We start from the raw sequence: 21,084 nt of genomic DNA on the forward strand, positions 1-21,084 counted from the left end.
CAGGTTTCAGCTCATGTTTCAGATCGCCCAAGGAATGCCCCGCTCAATGAGCTATCAGGTATTGGCGCGCAAGTGGCGCCCGCGCAATTTTCACGAACTGATCGGTCAGGAGCATGTCAGCCGTGCGCTGGTCAATGCCCTCGATCAGGGGCGCCTGCACCATGCCTATCTGTTCACCGGGACCCGCGGTGTCGGCAAGACGACGCTGGCGCGCATTCTGGCCAAGTGCCTGAACTGTGAAGAGGGTGTCAGCTCCAGGCCGTGTGGCGTGTGTGGCACCTGTCGCGAGATCGATGAGGGCCGCTTCGTCGACCTGATCGAAGTCGACGCCGCCTCGCGGACCAAGGTCGAGGACACGCGTGAGCTGCTGGACAACGTCCAGTACGCGCCGACCCAGGGCCGCTACAAGGTGTACCTCATCGATGAGGTGCACATGCTGTCGACCCACAGTTTCAATGCGCTGCTCAAGACGCTGGAAGAGCCGCCGCCCCACGTGAAGTTCCTGCTCGCGACCACTGATCCGCAGAAATTGCCGGTCACCATCCTGTCGCGCTGCCTGCAGTTCACGCTCAAGAACATGCCGCCGGTGCGCGTGGTCGAGCACCTGTCCGACATTCTCGCCCGCGAGGAAGTCAGCTTCGAGGAAGACGCGCTGTGGCTGCTCGGCAAGGCCGCCGATGGTTCGATGCGTGACGCCATGAGTCTGACCGATCAGGCGATCGCCTTCGGCCATGGCCAGGTGCGGCGCGAAGATGTCGCCGCCATGCTCGGCACGCTGGATCACCGCCATGTGCTGGCGCTGCTGGAGTGCCTGGCCTCGCTGGACGCCGCGAGTCTGCTGGCGGAGGTCGCGACACTGGCCGAGCAGGGGCCGGACTACGGCGGGGTGCTGGACGACATGGCGTCCGTCTTCCACCGTCTGGCGATTGCCCAGATGGTGCCGAGCGCACTGGACAACGGGCATGGCGACCGTGATGCGCTGCTGGCGCTGGCCAGCCGTTTCACCGGTGAAGACGTGCAGCTCTATTACCAGATCGCTCTGCAGGGGCGTGGCGACATGGCCAACGCCCCGGATGCGCGAACCGCGCTGGAAATGACGCTGCTGCGCATGCTGGCCTTCCGACCGCAGGGCGTGCCGCGCCCGGCGCAGACGCCGCTGCCGATGACCGGCCAGGCGGAGGGTGCGAACGCGCCTGGCGCTCAAGCCTCGGCGCCTGTCCAGCAGGCTCCGGTTCAGCAAGCTCAGGCTCAGCAGGCTCCTGTTCAAGAAGCTCCGGTTCAGCAGGCACCAGTCCAGCAGGCTCAGCCTCAGCAAGCACCGGCAGCCCCGATGGCGCCCGCGCCCCAGCCTGCTGCACCAGTGGCCGCGCCAGCGACCGAAGCACAGCCGCCGATGGTCGACGAGCCGCCCCCGTGGGCGACGGAGGACGTTCCGCAGGACGCCCGGGATGCCGGCTTTCGCGACGTAGCGCAGGACGCGCCCCAGCCTGCGGCCGCGCCGGTGTCGGCGCCAGCGGCAGAACAGGCAGCAGCCCCCGCACAGGCGCCCGCTGCGCCCAGTTCGGCGATGTCACGCCTGAGTGCCGCCTTCGGTTCCGCGCCGGCACAGCCAGAGGCTACTGAGTCATCGGCCCCGCAGCCTGTTGAAACAGTACCAGCAGCACCGCAGCCCGCTGAAGCCGTACCAGCAGCGCTAGAGCCCGCTGAACCTGTACCAGTAGCGCCGCAGCCCGCTGAATACTCAGCGCCAGCACAACCCGAGCCCGTTGCATCGCCGGCGCCTGAGCCGGTCGTGTCTGAGCCGGTCGCAAACGAGCCGGCCGTGGCAGCGCAACCGCTGCCGGAGCCTGCTCCCGCACCGGAGCCGGCACCCGCGGCTGCTCCCACGCCGGCGCCGAGTGCCCCGAGTGCCGATGGTCGCTTGAATCACGCCGCGTGGCTGGAGCTGTTCCCCGCGCTGGGGCTGGGCGGCATCACGCGCAATATCGGCGCGCATTGCCTGGTCGAGCACGATGACGGCACCCACCTCAAGTTGAGGCTGGACCCCGCCCAGTCGGCGATGATGGCCGAAGTCCATCAGGATCGTATTCGCAAGGCGCTGGCGGGCCAGGGCGTGGAGCGTGTGCTGGAGATCAGCGTCGCGCCGCTGCCGGAAGGTCTGGAAACGCCGCACAGTCGTCGCATTCGTCTGCTGGGTGAACGTCATGCGCGCGCGGTTGAAGCCTTGCGTGCTGACCCGCATATCCAGTCCATGGAGCACCAGCTGGGCGCACGTCTGATCGAGGAAAGCGTCAACTCCTTCGAGCCGGACGATTTCTGACGCTCTGGGCAGTTTCGACCGAGTGTCGGCGGTGCCGGGCATCGCTGACGCTCTCCCGGATTCGCGGTGCGTGTGCCGACAAGGCACGCACACCACAGGCCGGAGGTGCCACGACATGGCACCTCCGCCAGACAGCATTTATCGTTAGGTCATGTTCAACACGTTATTGATGAGGTGAGCCATGTTCGGTGGAAAAGGCGGTATGGGTAACATCATGAAGCAGGCGCAGGAAATGCAGGAGCGCATGCAGAAGGTCCAGGAAGAAGCCGCCAAGGCGGAAGTCCAGGGTGAATCTGGCGCGGGCATGGTCAAGGTCACCATGAACGGTCGTCATGACGTCGCGCGCGTCGAGATCGATCCGAGCCTGATGGAAGAAGACAAGGAGCTGCTGGAAGATCTGCTGGCGGCCGCCGTCAATGACGCGGTGCGCAAGGTCGAAGTCAATTCCAAGAAGCAGATGGAAGAGGCGACTGCTGGCATGAACCTTCCGGCCGGCTTCAAGATGCCGTTCTGATGGGATTTTCGCCGCTGGTAGATCAGTTGCTGGATGCCTTGCGCGTGCTGCCGGGCGTTGGCCCGCGAACGGCACAGCGCATGGCGCTGCATCTGCTGGAGCGTGATCGCATGGGCGCCGACCGTCTGGTCGGCGTGCTGGGCGAGGCGCTGGAGCGCGTCGGCTATTGCGCGCGCTGCCGCACGCTGACCGAGGAAGAGGTCTGTCAGCTGTGCCTGAGTCCGCGGCGTGATGAGCGCGTGCTGTGCGTGGTGGAATCGCCCGCCGACCAGCTCGCCATCGAGGGCGCGGGTGGCTATGTGGGGCGCTATTTCGTGCTGCACGGCCATCTGTCGCCGCTGGATGGTATCGGGCCCGAGGATATCGGGCTGGATGCGCTGGAAACCCGCGTCCGCGAGAGCCAGATCGAGGAGCTGGTGCTGGCCACCAACCCGACGGTCGAGGGCGAGGCCACCGCACATTACATCGCCGAGCAGCTTCGCGATGTGCAGCATGGTGGGCAGCCGCTCAAGCTGACGCGTCTGGCCTATGGCGTGCCGATGGGCGGGGAGCTGGAATACGTCGATGGCGGCACGCTCAGTCGTGCCTTCAGCGGCCGTCTGCCGTTCACCCTCGGCGAGATCTGATGCGATACCGGTGCCGACGCTGTTTGGCACCGGCATCAAGGCAACTTCGGCAGCTTCGGTAGCAAAGCAGCTTCGGTATCAAAGCAACTACAGCAGCACGTCTGCGGGCGTGGTGGTCAGGAACCACCACGCCCGCGGTCGTTTACCGCCCGGTGTCTGGCGAGTGCCCGTCACCTTCAATTCCCGCTTGCCCGGGCAAGCCTGTCACCACGAGATTTCCTTGCTGATGAGTGATCAACCCGCCACCGCACTGCTGTCAGAACTCGATTTCGAGGCCGTCTGGGTCGAGACCCCCGAGGCGCTGGCCGCTGCCTGTGCAGAACTGGAAGGCGCCGATTGGCTGGCGTTGGACACCGAATTCATCCGCGAGTCGACCTTCTTCCCGATTCCGGCACTGGTGCAGCTGATGGCTGCCCGTGACGGCGAGCTGCCCGGTGCGGATGGCAAGACGCCGCGTATCTTCCTGATCGACCCCACGGTGGTACCGGCCAGCGAGGCGCTCAAGCGTCTGCTGGGGGCAGAGGGTCCGCTCAAGCTGCTGCACGCCTGTGGCGAGGACATGGAAGTCTTCCTGCGCTGGGCGGGCGTGGCGCCGACGCCGCTGATCGATACCCAGATCGCCGAAGGCCTGACCGGCGGCGAAGCCTCGATGGGCTATCAGCGTCTGGTCGAGCGCGTGGTGGGCGTCACCGTGCCCAAGGAAGAGACGCGTTCCAACTGGCTCAAGCGTCCCTTGAGTCAGGCGCAGTGCGATTACGCCGCGCTGGACGTGCTGTTCCTGCCGCAGGTGTGGTCCGAGCAGCGCGATGCATTGCTCGAGCTGGACCGCATGGCGTGGCTTGAAGAGGATTGCCGGGACCCGGGCAGCAGCGGTGGTGCCACGCCGGACCCGGAGTACTGGAAGCGTCATCGCAGCCTGTGGAAGCTCTCGCCGCGTGGCCTGGCTGCCTGGCAGGTGCTGTGTGACTGGCGCGAGGAGCAGATTCGTCTGCGCGACGTGCCGCGTTCACGCCTGCTGGCCGATGCGCAGCTGTTCGGGATCTGCGAGCGACTGCCGACCAATCGCTTCGAGCTGGCCAAGGTCGATGGCATGCATCCGCCGCAGATCAAGCGCCACGGGGACACCGTGCTGACGCTGCTCAAGGACGTGGCGATGATCGATGACAGTCAGCTGCCGCGCGTGCCGCCGTCGCCGTTGGCGCCGGAGTGGAAGAACTGCATGAAGCGCCTCAAGCGTGAGGTCAATGTGGTGGCGGAGGCACAGCAGCTCAAGCCTGAGATTCTGGGCAAGCGCCGTGACATGGAAGCGCTGGTGATCGCCGATTACGAGGGCGAGCCGCTGCCCTTGCCGCAGGGCTGGCGCGGTGAGCTGCTGGCCGCGCGCCTGGCCAAGGCGCTCGAGAGCTGACGCCCGCCGCTTTCGTGGGCCAGACTGCAAGGGGCATGCGTGAGGCTCGCGCAGCCTGGCATGCCAGCAATACAGGTCAGAAACAGGCCAGAAACCGGTAGTGAGCTCTCGGGTCATGCCCGTGACGCGAGAGCTCGCTGATGCGCACAAGCGCTGCAAGATGATGGGTAGCCCGATGACAGACGACAAGATGATCTGCGAGATCTACAAGAGCGCCAAGAAGGACGAGATGTATCTCTACGTCGAGAAGGCGCGTGGACTCAAGGATGTGCCGGAATCCCTGCTGGGCATCTTCGGCACGCCGACCCCTTTGATGACACTGCTGATTCGTGCCGACAAGCCGCTGGCGCGCGTTGCCAGCACCACGGTGCTCGAGAAGATTCGCGAGCAGGGCTTCTATCTGCAGATGCCGCCGGCCAAGGAAAACCTCCTCAAGGAGATTGGCGTGACGCCGCCGGAAACGCATTACTGACGCCCTGTCCGGCAGACAAGACCGTACTGATGAAACGACCCTGCTGCCCGGCAGGGCGAGGAGAGCAAGATGAGCGATGTTCCGCAGCCTGACGGCGGAAAGCGTGAGCGTTTCTGGGAGCGCCACGCACTCTCGGAGCTGAATACCGCCGAGTGGGAGGCGCTGTGCGATGGCTGTGGCCAATGCTGCCTGCTCAAGTTCGAGGATGAAGACAGTGGCGATATCGCGGTACTCGATGTCGCCTGTCGCCTGCTGGATGTGCGCAAGGTCAGCTGTCGCGATTATCCCAATCGCGCCACGCGCGTGCCGGGCTGCATCCCGCTGGATGTCGAGACGGTGGGCAAGCTGCGCTGGTTGCCGGAAACCTGCGGCTATCGTCGCCTGAATGAAGGCCGTGAGCTGCCCGAATGGCACCCGCTGTTGACCGGCGATGCCAAGAGCGTCAAGCGCGCCGGGGTCTCGGTGTCACGCTTTGCCGTCTCCGAGGCGTCGGTGCGCCAGCAGGACCTGGAAGACCACATCATCGCGATCATCGATCCCGAGAGCTGAGGCGCGCCGCGGGCGCGTGGCAGATTTCAGGTGGATGCCTTTAGAAAGCGCAGCTCAATGAGCTGCGCTTTTTCGTTTCTGGCATTTCGTGTCTGGCAGTTCGAGTCAGGCATTCAGTGGCCTTGTATTTGACGCCTCTGACCCTCTGTCACGGCTTGATCTGCTAGATAAGATAATTTGCATAAGCTGATTTGCATGAGCTGATTTGCATGGCCGAGGCGCGTGCACGCACTCGGCCATGCAATGTCTGGTTGTAAATAAATGAACGTTCATTTATTTTGTGAGGATTCGCTCAAGACCAGATCAGACTAGAACTGACCAAAACAGACCAGACCAGAACAGAACAGAACAGAACAGAACAGAGGCAGACGGGCCATGCGCCATCGTGATGAACACAAGCAGCAGGCGTTGCTGGAAGCCACGCTGCATGAGGTGGCCGAGCATGGTTTTGCCGTGACCTCCGTGGCGCGCATCGCGCGTGCCGCCGGCATGTCGCCCGGTACGCTCTATCTCTACTACCGCGACAAGGATGACCTGCTGGAGGCGACCTTTCGCGAGGTCAGCCGGCGCATCATCGCGGTCGCCATCGAGGCCTTCCAGGCCGAGCCGGCAGGGGCATTCGAGGCCGAGCCGTCAACGCTGTCGCCGGCCGCCCAGCAGCTGAAGTCGGCACTGTGTCGGGTGTGGAATGCCCTGGTGGCGCTGGGGCGCCGTCAGCCTGCGTTGTTCCTCTTTCACGATCAGTTTCTGCACTCTTCCCATATGCAGGACGCCCTGAGGGTGGCCAATCAGGAGCGCGCCGCGCCCTTGCTGGACGCCTTCGCGCTGGGCCAGCAGTCCGGCATCCTCAAGCAGATCGATCTCGCCCTCATCGAGGTGTTCATGTTCCGGTCGATCTACAGCCTGCTGCAGGGCTCCAGTTGCCAGTTGCCGGCCATCAGTGATGCCAGCTTCGACCAGGCCTTCGAGATGGCCTGGGACGCGATCGCGCTTCGCCAGTGAGGGCAGCCAGCCCCGCAGCGCACGCCGGACAGATGACAGATTTTCGCTTGTGCCATTTTATTCCAACGACTCAAGGGCCCGCTGATGAAACTTCGACCTGGTGCCAAGCCACACCTGCGTACTCCTTTCGCCTGGCGGGGAGGCCGCGTCCTTCAGCTGTTCGCCGGACTCGTGCTGGCCCTCGGGCTTGCGGCCTGCAGCGAGGCCGAGGCCCCGCTGGAGAAGCAGAAGGTGCATCCGGTCAAGTTGCTGTCGCTGTCGGATGAAGGCGGCGGTGTCATCCAGCGCTACCCCGGTGTGGTCGAGGCCTCGGAGCGCTCCAACCTGTCGTTCCGCATCGGCGGTGAGCTGCGCGAACTCAAGGTCCAGGCCGGTCAGGAGGTCGAGAAGGGCGAGCTGATCGCGCGCCTGGATGATCGCGATGCCAGAAGCGAGCTCAACAATGCCCGCTCCAGCTTCAATCTGGCGCAGGCGACCTACAAGCGCATGAAGTACTCGGTGGAGAAGGGCGCCATCAGTCGGGCACGCTTCGATGAGGCGCAGGCCGAATTCCAGTCGGCGCAGGCCCAGTATTCCCAGGCGCAGGACCAGCTCAGCTACACCTATCTCAAGGCACCCTATGACGGGGTGATCGCGCGCGTGCCGGTGGACAACTATCAGGTGGTCGCCGCCCAGGAAACCATCGCCGTGCTGCAGCAGCCGGGGCAGATCGACGTGATCTTCAACATGCCGGAGCGGCAGGTGCGCGCCATCGATCGTGAGCGTGCCGAGGCCGGGCGCCTTGAGGATGCCGCCCTGGCCTGGGTGCGCTTCGGCAGTGGCGAGTCGCGCTATCCGGCCCGTTACAAGGAGCACGACACCAGTGCCAGTGAGGGCTCGCTGAGCTATGAAGTCACCCTGACGCTGCCGGAGCCGCAGGACATCACCGTGTTGTCAGGCATGAGCGCCACCGTGGAGCTGGACATGCAGCAGCTGACGGCGGCGACCCAGGGCCAGTGGCGCGTGCCGATCGAGGCGGTGGTCACTCAGGAGGAAAGCCCGAACCAGGCCGTGGTGTGGCGCTATGTGCCCAAGGACGGTGACGCCCAGGCGAGCGCATCGATCAACAATGACGCCACCACGGACACCGGCTCAGACGACGGCAAGAATGAGGGCAAGAGCGAAGGCAAGCAGCAGGAAGCTGGCGCCCAAGGCACCGTCGAGGCCGTGCCCGTCACGGTACTGCAGGCCACCGGCGAAGGGCTGGTGATCACGGGAGAACTGAGTGCCGGTGACCGTCTGGTCACGGCGGGCGCCAGTCGCATGGAAGCCGGGGAGCCTGTGCGTCCCTGGGTCAAGGAAGCGGGGCTCTGATCCATGGTCGATTATTTCCTGAGACACAAGGTCATCAGCTGGATGGTCGTGCTGCTGCTGTCGGTGGGTGGCGTGACCTCCTTCTTTGGCCTCGGCCAGCTGGAATTTCCCGAGTTCACCATCCGCAATGCGGTGGTGATTACCCAGTATCCGGGGGCGACGCCCAAGCAGGTGGAAGAGGAAGTCACGCTGCCGCTGGAGAAGGCGATCCAGCAGATTCCCAATCTCAAGCGCGTCAGCTCGGTCAACAGCTCCGGGCTTTCCCAGATCACGCTGGAGCTCGAGAGCAGCGTGCGCGAAGGCGAGATGCAGCAGTACTGGGACCTGCTGCGCCGCAAGATCAATGACGCACAGGCGAGCCTGCCGCCCGGCAGTGGCTCCTCGATCGTCAATGACGACTTCGGCGATGTGTTCGGGCTGCTCTACAACCTGAGCGGCAAGGGCTATTCGGCGCATGATCTCGAGGACCAGGCCGACTTCCTGCAGCGCGAGCTGACGCTGGTGGAGGGGGTCAAGAAGGTCTCCATCGTCGGCGCGCGCAGCGAGCAGGTCATCGTCGCGCTGGATCGTGATCGCATGCAGGCGCTGAACATCTCGCCGGATCAGCTCGCCAACCTGCTCAATGCCCAGAACGTGGTCGGCGACGCCGGACGGATCCGTCAGAACGGCCTGTCGCTGGAACTGCAGCCAAGTGGCGAGTTCCAGAGCGTGCAGGACCTGGAGCGTCTGGTGGTCGGTCGTCCCGGCAATGGTGGCCTGATTCGTCTCGGCGATATCGCCTCGGTCAGCCGCGAGTACACCGAATCGCCGTCGCGCCTCTATCACACCGATGGTGAGACGGCGCTGTCGCTGGGCATCTCGTTCGCCTCTGGCGTCAATGTGGTCGAGGTCGGTGCGCTGGTCGACAAGCGTCTTGGCGAGCTTGAGTCGCGCATGCCGCTGGGCATGGAGCTGACCACGGTCTATCACCAGCCCCAGGTGGTAGATGAGGCGGTATCCGGCTTCTTGATCAACCTGGCCGAGGCCGTCGGCATCGTGATTCTGGTGTTGCTGGTATTCATGGGAGTCAAGAGCGGCGTGCTGATGGGGCTGGTGCTGTTGATCACCATTCTCGGCACCTTCGTGATGATGTCGATTCATGGCATCGAGCTGCAAAAGATCTCGCTGGGGGCCTTGATCATCGCGCTGGGCATGCTGGTGGATAACGCCATCGTGGTCACCGAGGGCATGTTGATCGGCCTCAAGCGTGGCAAGACCAAGCGCCAGGCCGCCTTCGAGGTCGTCAACCAGAACCGCATGCCGCTGCTGGGGGCCACGGTGATCGCGATCACCGCCTTCGCGCCCATCGGTCTGTCGCCGGATGCCACCGGCGAGTTCGTCGGGTCATTGTTCTGGGTGCTGTGCTACTCGTTGCTGTTGAGCTGGATCACCGCCCTGACGCTGACACCGTTCTTCTTCGACATGTTCTTCCGCGAAGCGCGGGAGACGGCAGGCAGTGACACGGACGAGAATCAGGAGGAAGACCCCTATCGTGGCGTCATCTTCCGTGGCTTCCGCAGCCTGCTGAGCTGGGCGATTCGCCTGCGCTGGCTGACCCTGGGGGGCGCGGTGGCGTTGCTGGTGGCGGCCGTGATGAGCTTCGGGCAGGTCAAGAATGCCTTCTTCCCGGATGCCTCGACACCGCTGTTCTTCGTCGATGTCTGGATGCCGGAAGGCACCGATGTGCTGGCGACGGAAGCGCGCATCGCGGACCTTGAGCAGCAGGTGCTCAAGATGGACAAGGTCAATCATGTCACCAGCGTCACCGGCGGGGGCGCCCAGCGCTTCACGCTGACCTACTCGCCGGAAGACAGCTATGCAAGCTTCGGGCAGCTGATCGTCGAGACTCAGGACCGGGCCAGCCGCGAAGCGCGTATGGAAGAGGTGATACGCCTGGTGCGCGCTGAGTATCCTGAAGTCGAATACAAGGTGCAGGCATTGCAGGTCGGGCCCTCGGCCAAGGCGAGTCTCGAGGCGCGCCTCTACGGCGAAGACCCCGCAGTGCTGCGTCAGCTGGCGGGCAAGGTGCGTAGCGTCTTCGAGGAGGAGCCGCTGGCCGACAGCATCCGTCTGTCATGGCGCAATCGCGTCAATCGCATCGAGCCCGAATTCCTGGATGATCAGGCGCGGCGTGTCGGCGTGACGCGTGACTCGTTGCATCAGGCGCTGCTGATCAACAGCGACGGCGAGAGCGTCGGTGTCTATCGCGAAGGCTCCGAGCTGATCCCGATTCTGCTGCGTGGTGAAGAGCGTCAGCGCTTCGACCTCGACACCCTGGCGAGCCTCAATGTCTGGAGCGATGAGCAGGAAACCTACGTGCCGGCGGGCTCGGTGATGGGGCCGCTCGAGACAGAGCTGCGCGACCCGCTGATCAAGCGTCGCGATCGTCAGCGCATGCTGGCGGTCTACGCAGAGCCGATGCCGCTGTCCGGCGAAACGGCCGCCAGCGTACTGGGGCGTATCCGTCCCAAGATCGAGGCCATCGAGCTGCCCGAGGGCTATCACCTGGAGTGGGGCGGCGAGTACGAAACCTCATCCGAGGCTCAGGAGGCGCTGTTCTCCTCGCTGCCGATGGGGCTGCTGGGCATGTTCGTGATCACGGTGCTGCTGTTCTCCAACCTGCGTCAGGCGCTGGCCATCTGGTCCATCGTGCCGCTGACGCTGATCGGTATCGTCAGTGGCCTGATCGTGTTCGGCGCGCCGTTCACCTTCATGGCGCTGCTCGGCACCTTGAGTCTGATCGGCATGGTGCTCAAGAACGCCATCGTGCTGGTGGAGGAGATCAACGTGCAGCTCGATGAGCAGGAGGATCGCTTCCAGGCGGTGGTGCAGGCGGCCGTCAGTCGTGTGCGGCCGGTGTCGATGGCGGCCATCACCACCATGCTGGGCATGATTCCGCTGTTCCCGGATGCCTTCTTCTCAAGCATGGCGGTGGTGATCGTGTTCGGGCTGGGCGTGGCGACCCTGCTGACGCTGGTGGTGCTGCCGGTGGCGTACTGCGCCTTCTTCCGCATCCCGACCGGCAACAAGTCCATGAAGACATCCTGATGTGATGATAATGCGGTAATCTTGGTCTGCGCTGTCTGCGGCCACCCACACCACGACGCCCGATGACAGTGCCATTGTCATCGGGCGTCGTGGTGTGGTTCGTGCTCGCTATCCTGCGTGAGGGGCATCGCCGCAAGCCCCTTTCCGTTACACTATGCGCCGCCGGTTGCGAGTTGCCCGGTCGCAAGTGTTGCGTCAGTCGAATCCTATCGAGTCGTGAGGTGTGCCTTGGTCGAACCCCTGAGTGCCTGGTGGGGGCAACAGCTGGTGTTGTGCGGTTGGGGTTTCAGTGCAGCGCCGGAAACGGTGTGGACACCGGCCCAAGCGTGCGCGCGTCTGAAGGCCCAGGAAGTCCCGGATGCGGGCGAGTTGGGATGGCGTCTGCTGGAGGCCTTCCCCAATGACACCCCGGACCCGCTGCACCAGCTGGAGGCGTTGGAATTGCTGGCGCTGGCACGTACTGCCGGCTGGCTGTCAGAGGCGCGCACGCGTGCCTGGCTGATACGTCTGCTGACGGCGATCGGCGGGCGTTTCACCTCGCTGGATGACTGGCTCAAGGCTCTGGCCCATTCGCGCAGCGATGCGGGCTGGACGCGAGGCGATGACGGCTTCTTCGAGGCCAGCCTCGCGCTGTCTCAGTTGGAGCACGAAGACGCCGGCGTCACCTGGCCGCGTCTGCAGGAGGCGCTGGAGGCACAGCCTCCGGTGGCGGTTACTGAGCTCTGGCCTCAGGGCGAGCGCGACCGGGTCTGGATGGCGCGCGCCATCTTCTCGCCGTGGCTCGGCGGTCAGACGCTGACCACCGATGACAGCGGCCCGCACGAGGACGGTGCCAGCGGTTTTGACGCCGCGGCGCACTGGCCGGATGTCACGCGCTGGCTGGCCGAGACCTGGGCGATCACCGGGCGTGATGAGCTGATTCGACTGTTGCTGTGGCTGGCCTCGCAGGGCCATCGCTATGGCTGGGACATCGACAGCGCACGCCTGATGACGGCCAGCGACAGCGAGCGTGCCAAGTGGCTGGATGAGCTGGAAGCGGATGCGGCTCAGGAAGAGGCCGAACGCAAGTCGGAAGGGCGCAAGGGCGCCCCCGCGCATGCCTCCTCCAGCATCGACGTCGCCGATGGCGGGCTGGAAAAGCCCCCGTCACCGACGGCCTACGGCGAGCTGCTGCTGCAGTATCTTGATCGTGGCGAGCCGCTGGAATTCGCCGCCTGGGACTGGCTGCGTCTGGTCGATCTCGCCTTCGCCGGGCTATGTGCCGGCTGGCTGAGTCGTGAGGAGGGCGAGGACTTCGCCGCCCACGGCATCGACCTGCTGGTGCGCCGCTATGCTGACTGGCAGGGCGTGGCCCGCGCCTATCAGCGCGGTCGCAGTCTGTTCGAGGGTGTCGATCTGACCCGCGACACCGAGAGTGACTGGCGTCCGTTGATGGCGTCGCCGCTGACGCCGCTGCGTTGCGAGCTGCATGCGCTGCTGCCTGCCGCCCAGCGTGACCGCTGCCGCGCGGCGATTCGCGCGTGGCGCAATGACAGCCGCCACTGGGTGCTGGCCATCGCCAGTATCCGTGAGCCAGACCTGCTCTATCGTCAGGGGCTTGTCGCCGAGGTCGATGCGGCGCGCCGCGAAGAGGCACGCCAATATCTCAACGAGACGCTGGCGCTGGACACCCGCGATGGCGTGCAGGGCATGGCGCGCTTCTGGCTGCCGGCGCAGGCGCATCATCTCAACCAGCTGGCCGCCGATGCCGCGCGTGGTGCCTTGCCCGATGCCCAGACGCCCTTCGGGCGTGCCGATGCCGTCGAGCTGGAACGCCGTCAGCGTCTGGCCGTCTGTCATCGCTATCCCGCCAGTGTGGTGATGGCCGAGAAGTACGCCTTCTATCTGTTGATGGTGCAGGACAGCGGTGATTTCCCGGCCGATGAGCTGGCCCAGTGTGCCGAGCGTCTGCGCAGTGCTCTGTGTCGCTACTACCCGGACGCCATGCGTCTGCTGGAAGCCTGGGCGGTGTGGGAATCCGCGGTGCCGGAACTCGAGGATCATCCGCTGGTCAACGAGATCCGCTGGCATCTCGATGACCCCGGCAGCCTGTTCCATTGGCTCGACTGGCGCGCCAGCGACTGGCAGGAGCCGGGGCTACGTCCGAGTCTGGATCGCTTCACGGCGCTGGCGCTGAGCGGTCCGCTCAATACGCCGTGCTGGGGCGAGCCGATGGTCGAGTATGGGCGGGGCGTCGAGGAGCTCAGCGGCTGGCTCGAAGGCCATTACGGCCTCGTCAATGCCGAGGCGCTCAAGGGCTTCCTCGACTTCCTGCGCGATGCCGGTGATCGGGACGAATACCAGATCAATTACGGCCCCTACACCCTCAATCGCGCCCGCCTCGACAATGAGATCGACGTGCTGGAAAGCGCCGAGCGCGGCGATGATGAGCAGGTGCATCTGGACCGTCTGCGTCGCGTCAGGGACAACGAGGCGCGCTGCAACGAGCTGGACATGGCGGCGTGGGACATCGCCCAGATGGTGGACCTCGCGATTGCCGGGCGCCAGCTGGGCTGGCTGGACGATGCGACCTTCACCGCCTATCTGGACAGCGCCTATGCGATGGCGCGTGACCACTACGGCAGCTGGAAGGAATATGCCCGTGGGCTGTTCGCCGGCTATGCCTTCTTCATGGGCGACACCGACCAGCGTGACAGCTTCCTGCGCGGCTTCCGCGATGCGCTCATCCAGTGGTTGACGGCGGCGCCACCGCTGGCGGGTGCCTGGTCGAGTCTCGATTTCCCGGGCGCCCGCCCGGGGCATTGGCCGGCGTTGCATCTGGATGTGCTGAGCGGAGACGCTCGCACGCTGCACTGAGCGGGGTTCAATTCAGGTTGGGTGAGCGGCAGGGGGCACTTTCTCTGATGCTTTGGTCTAACTTGTGCGGCAATGGCATACGGTTTGCGGAAACATGAACTACTATCCTGCGAACGACTCGAGTTTGTCATCTGACTGTCGACATCGTGTTGCAAGGTGTGCTGCTGCCTGAGTTGGCCCACCTTGTCAGATAGTCGCCGTATTATCCCTGATCGATCAACGATCATCGTCATGCATCAATGGTTATCGCCGTCCGCAAGCGCTGCTCACCTTCACCCTTCCAGCGCCGGGCCCACGACGAGGAATGCTGGATGCGCCACGCGTTATTATGCTGTTTTCTGATCCTGCCACTGGGTGTGGCAGGCTGTGCCAGTCACTCAACACCGTCCAATGATGTGGCCTACTACGATGTGGACCTGCCGGAACTGCCGAAGCTCAAGCGCTATCGCCAGTCCGCGTCCCAGCCGGCCGCCGAGTCGCAGGACTTCGCCATGTCAGGGCCGAGCATCCGCGATGTCCTGCTGGAAGAGCATGACCGCTGGGCCGGGACGCCCTATCGTTTGGGGGGCACCAACACCCGCGGCATCGATTGCTCCGCCCTGATGCAGCATGTCTTCAGTGATGGCTTCGGCATCGATCTGCCGCGCACCACCACCGACCAGGTGAAGCGTGGCAAGCGCATCGACAAGTCGCAGCTCAAGCCGGGTGATCTGGTCTTCTTCCGTCCCTCACGTCGCTACAACCATGTGGGGGTCTACGTCGGCAACGGCTACTTCCTGCATGCCTCCACCTCGCGTGGCGTGAAGCTGTCGCGGCTCGACAATGTCTACTGGTCCCAGCACTACTGGCAGTCGCGTCGCCCGATGCCCTACGAAGCCATGCAGATGAAGCTGGCCATGCGCAGCCAGTGAGTTGATCACGCGTCGCACTGAAACAGACAAGCGCTGACACAGACAAGCCCTTGAATAGACAAGTGTCTTGTTCGACAACACCCGGCCCTGGCCGGGTGTTGTCGTTTCTGAGCCCAAGCAAATGTCAGCCTCTGCTCAGGAAGGGGGCTTCAGCGTAGTGCTGCTTGCCTGATCATCAGCGCTCAAGGCGTCCGGGGTGGGCCTCCCGGTTGCCGAGTGTTCAATGACGAAATCGACCAGCGCCTGCTCTGCACGCGACAGGCCGCGCTCGCGGCGCCAGGCGAGTGACAGCTCAAGCCAGGCGGGCTCATCGAAGGAGACGGCGGTCAGGTTGTTCTCTTCACGGTCGTCCTCGACCACACGCTTGAGGAAGGTGGTGATCCCGAAGCCGCGCGCGACGATCGCCTTGTTGAGGGCGATCAGGTTTGATTCGAAGGCGATGCTCGGCGCGAGACCATGCTGGCTGGCCAGGCGCTCGATGAAGTCGCGATGGAAGTAGCCGCGCTTGAAGACCACCAGCTCCTCGGCGAAGAACTCCTCGACGCTGATCTGCGCGCGGGCGGCCAGCGGATGATCGTTCGCCAGGCAGACCACCATTTCCTCGCTCAGGAAGTGGCGTCGAATCAGGCCATGGGTGTCGGTGCCGAGCTGATCCTCGACGATGACACCCAGGTCCAGCTCGGCATTGTCGATCATCCGGCGCAGGCTCAGGGTGCCGCCCTCGATCACGCTGAGCTTGATGTCGGGATAGCGTGCCTTGAATGCCATCAACAGGGGCGGGAAGTAGTAGGAGCCGAGCATCGAGGAGACGCCGATGCGCACCTCGCCCTTGACCAGCCCCTCGAGCTCCGCCATCGCCAGTGCCGCGCGCTGTGCCTGTTGCAGCAGGGGTCGGGCATGCTCGAGCAGCGTATCGCCGGCCGGTGTCAGGCGCAGACCGCGTGAGCCCCTGACCAGCAGTTGCGTGCCCAGCCGGCTTTCGAGCCCGGCGATCGACTGGCTGACCGCTGACTGAGCCAGGCTGAGTGCCTGAGCGGCAGTGGTGAAGCTCTGGTGCTCGACGACACTGACGAATATCACCAGTGCACGCAGATCGAAGGGCAGTTTCATCGCGGGGTCCTGTTGATAGTGAGGTGCTTTTCAGCGCGGAGTCCTTTATCAGCGCAGCTTCCTCTCGGCGCAGTTTGCGACATCCCTGTGTCGCCACGGCCATCAGCTTTGCTGATGGTCAGCATCATGTCGAGCTATTTTACTGATGCGAGCGTGCGGCGCAGACTGGCGCCATCCCCATGCTTGATTGAGTGCAGGTACCTGATGGCTTCATCGCTTTCCGCGTCTTCTTCCCCCGATTCCGCCGCCTCGGTCTCTACCGCGCAGTCCGAGCTGCCCGAGCCGCTCAAGGCGCGCGGGCGTGACTGGCGGCGCATGACCCAGGCACTGTGTCTGGGCTCCTTCGTGGTCTTCATCAACCTCTATCTGGTGCAACCGCTGCTGCCGCTGCTGGCGACGGATCTGGGCCTGAGCTCGCTGCAGGCGAGTCTGTCCCTGTCGGTGAGCACCCTGACGCTGGCCCTGGCACTGCTGGTATTCGGCCCGCTGTCCGATGCGCTGGGGCGGCGGCGTATCCTGCTGTGGACCCTGGCCGGCGGGGTGGCCTGTTCAGGGCTGGCACTGTTCGCCGAGGGCTTCTGGTCGCTGCTGGCGGTGCGCGCGCTACAGGGCTTTCTGCTCGGCGGCCTGCCGGCGGTGGCAGTGGCGTACATGAGTGATGAGATGGAGCAACCCGCCTTGATGATGGCGGTGGGGCTCTACATCAGTGCCAATTCGCTGGGCGGCATCTCGGGGCGGGTCGCGGGGGGCGTGATCGCGGAGCACTGGGGCTGGCAGGCCAGCTTCGCCGCCATCGGCGGCGTCAGCCTGCTGGTGCTGGGGGCGTTATGGCAGCTGCTGCCGCGCCAGAGACGCTTCGTCGCCCAGCCGCTCAAGCTGAGCAGCATGCTGGCAGGCTTGGGTCGCCATCTGCGCAACCCTCGGCTGTGGCCGGTGTTCCTGCTCGGCGGGCTGAATTTCTTCATCTTCGTCAATCTCTACAGCTACATGACCTTCCGGCTGAGTGAGGCGCCCTGGTCGCTCAGCAGTCAATGGCTGGGGCTGTTGTTCCTGACCTATCTGGCGGGTACCTTCGGCGCCTCCCAGTCTGGCCGGCTGGCACGGCGTCTGGTACCGGGAGGTGCGGCTGAGAACGGTGAGGCCGCGCTGGCGATCGCTCAGCGACGCGGTCAGGCGCTGACCATGATGCTGGGCACCGGCATCGTGATGCTCGGCACGCTGCTGACGCTGAGTCACTCGCTGATCGGCATGCTGATCGGTCTGAGCCTGAATGCCTTCGGCTTCTTCCTCGCGCATGCCACTGCCTCGGCCTGGGTCGGACGCAATGCCGAAGGCGCGCGGGCCAGTGCCAGTGCGCTGTATCTGACCGCCTACTATCTGGGCGCGAGTCTCGGCGGCTTCTGGCTGGAACCCTTCTGGCAGGCTGCCGGCTGGCCCGGGGTGGTGGCCGCCAGCGTACTGGTGCTGGCGGTGACCTTCTCGCTGGCGATCCTGTGCTGGCGCCGGGCTACCACGCAGTATTGAGCCTGAGAGCAGGGCTGATGGAAGATCAGAGAGCAGAGCAGACCGCAGAATAGAGAGCAGGGCACGTAAATCAGAGCACGCAAACGACAACGGCTCGCCAGATGGCGAGCCGTTGTCGTTCAGAGGGCCTGGAGGGCGAGATCAGTGCGCGGGCGAGTCGTCACCCCAGATCTCCTCCAGACGATCATCGCGGCCACAGCCGGCGCGGTAGAAGCGATAACGCACCGGGTTCTTCTTGTAGAAGTCCTGATGGTAGTCCTCGGCCGCATACCAGGGCCCTGCCGCCTCGATCTCGGTGGCGATGCCTTCGGGGAATCTGTCCTTCAGCGCATCGCGACTGGCCTCTGCCGCGTCACGCTGGGCCTCATCGAGGGGATAGATGCCGCTGCGGTACTGGGTGCCGGCATCACAGAACTGGCGGTCCACCGCGACCGGGTCGATGTTGTGCCAGAAGACCTCCAGCAGGGTGTCGTAGCTGACCTTTTCCGGCTCGTAGACCACCTTGACCGCTTCGGTATGCCCGGTGCCGCCCGAGGAAACCTGCTTGTAGGTCGGGTTGTCCTGTTCGCCCGCGGTATAGCCGGAGGTGGTCGAGATCACACCCTCAAGCTTGTCGAAGGGGCCTTCCATGCACCAGAAGCAGCCACCGGCGAAGATGGCGACTTCCTGGCCTTGAGCGACACCTTCGGCGACGCCCTTGGGCGCGGTCTGCGGGTCGAAGGCATGGGCGTGGCCGGCAAGCAGCAGGCCGCCGAGCAGGCTTGCCAGTGGCGTGAGACGTCTGAGCGCAGGGAAGGGGATTCGCGTGTATCGGGTCATGGTGTCTCCGGGAAAGGCGTCATTCCTTCGAGATGAGTACACGGAAATCTCCATGTCTCGGTGAGCCGTGAGGTGACTGGCGCTGTTGAGTCCTCACTGCCTGTATAGGTTTCTACGCGAATAAACGTGGGATGGATGCGAACATGCAGAATGAAACGTTACCGTTGTCGTGATCAAGCCACTGCCATTCACCCCGCTACGCGAATCTGTGCATCCAGTCAGCGACATGCCTCGTAAGGACACGGTACATCCCAATGACATGCCCATGACGGCAGGAATCGAAAAGGAAATCGCCAGTGAATAAACGCAAGTTACTGCTTCTGGGCGCCATCGTCGCTGCCATCGTGGTGTTCTTCGCCAGCGGGGCACAGGATTACTTCACCCTGCAGAGCCTCAAGGCCAGCCAGTCCGAATTCCAGGCGTTGTTCGCGGAATCACCCTACAAGGTCGCGGGCACCTTCTTCGTCGTCTACGTGGCGATGGCGGCACTCTCGCTGCCCGGTGCAGCACTGCTGACGCTGCTGGGAGGCGCGCTGTTCGGCTTCGGCTGGGGGCTGCTGCTGATCTCCTTCGCCAGCACCATCGGTGCGACGCTGGCCTTCCTGATTTCCCGCACTCTGCTGCGCGAGAGCATCGAGAAGCGCTTCCGCCGTCAGCTGGAATCCCTCAACCGTGGCGTTGAGCGTGAAGGCGGCTTCTATCTGTTCACGCTGCGCCTGGTGCCGGTCTTCCCGTTCTTCATCGTCAACCTGGTGATGGGCCTGACCCGCATGCGCGTGGTCACCTTCTACGTGGCAAGCCAGCTGGGCATGCTGGCGGGCACCGCCATCTACGTGAACGCCGGGCGTGAGCTGGGCCAGCTGGAATCCCTGTCCGGCATCCTGTCGCCGGGACTGATCGCCTCCTTCATCGCGCTGGGCCTGTTCCCGCTGATCGCCAAGAAGATCGTCGGCGTGCTGCGCAAGCGCAAGCAGCAGGCGGGCTTCACCAAGCCGAAGACCTTCGACTACGACATGGTCGTCATCGGTGCCGGTTCCGCCGGACTTGTCACCAGCTATATCGCCTCCGCCGTCAATGCGCGTGTCGCGCTGATCGAGCGGCACAAGATGGGCGGTGACTGTCTCAATACCGGCTGCGTGCCCTCCAAGGCGCTGATTCGTGCCGGGCGTGCGGCCCATGAGATTCGTCAGTCCGCGCGCTTCGGAATCACCGCCAACGAGCCGGAAATCGATTTCGCCAAGGTGATGGGCCATGTGCATGACGTGGTCGAAAGTGTCGAGCCGCACGACAGTATCGAACGTTACGAAGGCCTCGGCGTGGAAGTGCATACCGGCAGCGCCATGCTCAAGACGCCCTGGGAAGTGGAAGTCGATGGCCGCGTGCTGACCACGCGCAACGTGGTGATCGCTACCGGTGCCCGCCCGCGTGTGCCAGCTATCCCGGGTATGGAATTAATCACGCCGCTGACCTCCGAGAACCTGTGGGACCTCAAGGAACAGCCCAGGCGTCTGGTGGTGCTGGGTTCCGGCCCCATCGGCATGGAGCTGGGTCAGAGCTTCGCGCGTCTCGGCAGTCAGGTCACCATCATCGAGGGTGCGCCGCGCGTGATGCCGCGCGAGGACGAGGAAGTCAGCACCTTGATGCATGAGCAGCTGGCCGGTGAGGGCGTCGATCTGCGCGTCAATTCCACCGCCACGCGCATCGAGGTGCTCAAGGGCAAGGACAGCCAGCCGATGCGTCAGCTGGTGGTCAGCTCCCCCGGAGGCGAGGAAAGCTGGATCGAGTTCGACGAGCTGCTGGTGGCTATCGGTCGTGAAGCCAATGTCGAAGGCTTCGGCCTCGAGGCACTGGGCATCGCGGTTTCCGAGCGCGGCACCATCGATGTCTCCGAGTCGCTGCAGACCCTGCAGCCGAACATCTGGGCATGTGGCGATGTCGCTGGTCCGTACCAGTTCACTCATGCCGCCGGTCACCAGGCGTGGCACGCGGCGGTCAACGCGCTGTTCGGTGGCCTGAAGACCTTCAAGGTCGACTACCGTATCATGCCGATGGTCACCTACACCGAGCCGGAAGTGGCACGTGTCGGCCTCAACGAGACTGAAGCCAAAGCGCAGGGCTATGACTATGAAGTGACCCATTACGCGATGGGCGAGAGCGATCGCGCGCTGGCCGAGCGAGCCACCGAAGGCTTCGTCAAGGTGCTCACCGAGAAGGGGCGTGATCGCATCCTCGGCGTGACGCTGGTCGGTGCCTCGGCAGGGGAGTGGCTGGCCGAATTCACCATGGCGATGAAGCATGGCATCGGTCTCAACAAGATCCTGTCCACCATCCATCCCTATCCGACGCTGTCCGAGGCCAACAAGGCCGCGGCGGGCATGTGGAAGAATGCCCACAAGCCGGAAGGCGTGCTCAAGGTGCTCGACCGTTACTTCACCTGGCGCCGCAACGGCCGCTTCGAGCCGACCAAGACCCTCAAGGCAAACCCTGCCGAGCGGACTGTGGCTGTCGAAAAACAGTAATTGCTGAATCATGC

The 21,084-nt window shown here is 64.2% G+C and carries 15 protein-coding genes; 13 read left to right on the forward strand and 2 right to left on the reverse strand.

Translation table 11 applies throughout. The features are described from left to right. Positions 1-46: 46 nt before the first annotated feature. From dnaX to IZU87_RS10155, 11 genes are all read left to right on the forward strand, one after another. Entirely contained in the window at positions 47-2,320 is a 2,274-nt protein-coding gene (gene dnaX / locus IZU87_RS10105) for a DNA polymerase III subunit gamma/tau (protein ID WP_213114407.1), read from the forward strand. Between the two features lie 181 nt (positions 2,321-2,501). Then, on the forward strand, positions 2,502-2,834 hold the full coding sequence (locus IZU87_RS10110) for a YbaB/EbfC family nucleoid-associated protein (RefSeq protein ID WP_043333871.1): 333 nt from the start codon (positions 2,502-2,504) through the stop codon (positions 2,832-2,834). Further along, positions 2,834-3,460: a recombination mediator RecR gene (gene recR, locus IZU87_RS10115; protein WP_043333870.1), complete on the forward strand. Its 627-nt coding sequence runs from the start codon at positions 2,834-2,836 to the stop codon at positions 3,458-3,460. The genes IZU87_RS10110 and recR overlap by 1 nt, the downstream gene beginning before the upstream one ends. 226 nt (positions 3,461-3,686) lie before the next feature. Then, positions 3,687-4,868: a ribonuclease D gene (gene rnd, locus IZU87_RS10120; RefSeq protein WP_213114408.1), complete on the forward strand. Its 1,182-nt coding sequence runs from the start codon at positions 3,687-3,689 to the stop codon at positions 4,866-4,868. A gap of 115 nt (positions 4,869-4,983) precedes the next feature. Next, entirely contained in the window at positions 4,984-5,340 is a 357-nt protein-coding gene (locus tag IZU87_RS10125; RefSeq protein ID WP_240548620.1) for a YcgL domain-containing protein, read from the forward strand. Positions 5,341-5,409: 69 nt separating this feature from the next. Further along, positions 5,410-5,889 (forward strand): YcgN family cysteine cluster protein, encoded by a 480-nt coding sequence (locus tag IZU87_RS10130; RefSeq protein ID WP_213114409.1) that lies wholly within the window; start codon positions 5,410-5,412, stop codon positions 5,887-5,889. Between the two features lie 375 nt (positions 5,890-6,264). After that, on the forward strand, positions 6,265-6,891 hold the full coding sequence (locus tag IZU87_RS10135; protein WP_213114410.1) for a TetR/AcrR family transcriptional regulator: 627 nt from the start codon (positions 6,265-6,267) through the stop codon (positions 6,889-6,891). Between the two features lie 84 nt (positions 6,892-6,975). Continuing rightward, positions 6,976-8,244: an efflux RND transporter periplasmic adaptor subunit gene (locus IZU87_RS10140; protein ID WP_213114411.1), complete on the forward strand. Its 1,269-nt coding sequence runs from the start codon at positions 6,976-6,978 to the stop codon at positions 8,242-8,244. Between the two features lie 3 nt (positions 8,245-8,247). Continuing rightward, positions 8,248-11,331, forward strand: a complete 3,084-nt coding sequence (locus IZU87_RS10145) for an efflux RND transporter permease subunit (RefSeq protein ID WP_213114412.1) — start codon at positions 8,248-8,250, stop codon at positions 11,329-11,331. Positions 11,332-11,559: 228 nt separating this feature from the next. Then, on the forward strand, positions 11,560-14,187 hold the full coding sequence (locus IZU87_RS10150) for a DUF1266 domain-containing protein (protein ID WP_213114413.1): 2,628 nt from the start codon (positions 11,560-11,562) through the stop codon (positions 14,185-14,187). A gap of 311 nt (positions 14,188-14,498) precedes the next feature. Further along, positions 14,499-15,098: a C40 family peptidase gene (locus tag IZU87_RS10155; protein WP_213114414.1), complete on the forward strand. Its 600-nt coding sequence runs from the start codon at positions 14,499-14,501 to the stop codon at positions 15,096-15,098. A gap of 135 nt (positions 15,099-15,233) precedes the next feature. Here the strand turns inward: IZU87_RS10155 and IZU87_RS10160 are convergent, their stop codons facing one another. Next, on the reverse strand, positions 15,234-16,208 hold the full coding sequence (locus IZU87_RS10160; protein WP_213114415.1) for a LysR family transcriptional regulator: 975 nt from the start codon (positions 16,206-16,208) through the stop codon (positions 15,234-15,236). Between the two features lie 204 nt (positions 16,209-16,412). Here IZU87_RS10160 and IZU87_RS10165 point away from each other — a divergent pair, with 204 nt between their 5' ends. Beyond that, the gene (locus tag IZU87_RS10165) at positions 16,413-17,732 is read left to right on the forward strand and encodes an MFS transporter (protein ID WP_213114416.1); all 1,320 of its coding nucleotides are present in this window, start codon (positions 16,413-16,415) and stop codon (positions 17,730-17,732) included. 141 nt (positions 17,733-17,873) lie between these two features. Here the strand turns inward: IZU87_RS10165 and msrA are convergent, their stop codons facing one another. Continuing rightward, the gene (msrA, locus tag IZU87_RS10170; RefSeq protein ID WP_213114417.1) at positions 17,874-18,551 is read right to left on the reverse strand and encodes a peptide-methionine (S)-S-oxide reductase MsrA; all 678 of its coding nucleotides are present in this window, start codon (positions 18,549-18,551) and stop codon (positions 17,874-17,876) included. 296 nt (positions 18,552-18,847) lie between these two features. On the opposite strand from msrA, the gene IZU87_RS10175 reads away from it, so the two are divergent. After that, the gene (locus tag IZU87_RS10175) at positions 18,848-21,070 is read left to right on the forward strand and encodes a dihydrolipoyl dehydrogenase family protein (RefSeq protein WP_213114418.1); all 2,223 of its coding nucleotides are present in this window, start codon (positions 18,848-18,850) and stop codon (positions 21,068-21,070) included. The last annotated feature ends 14 nt before the right edge of the window (positions 21,071-21,084 follow it).

Origin of the sequence: Cobetia sp. MC34, assembly GCF_018340035.1 — a bacterium.
Lineage (GTDB): Bacteria > Pseudomonadota > Gammaproteobacteria > Pseudomonadales > Halomonadaceae > Cobetia > Cobetia amphilecti.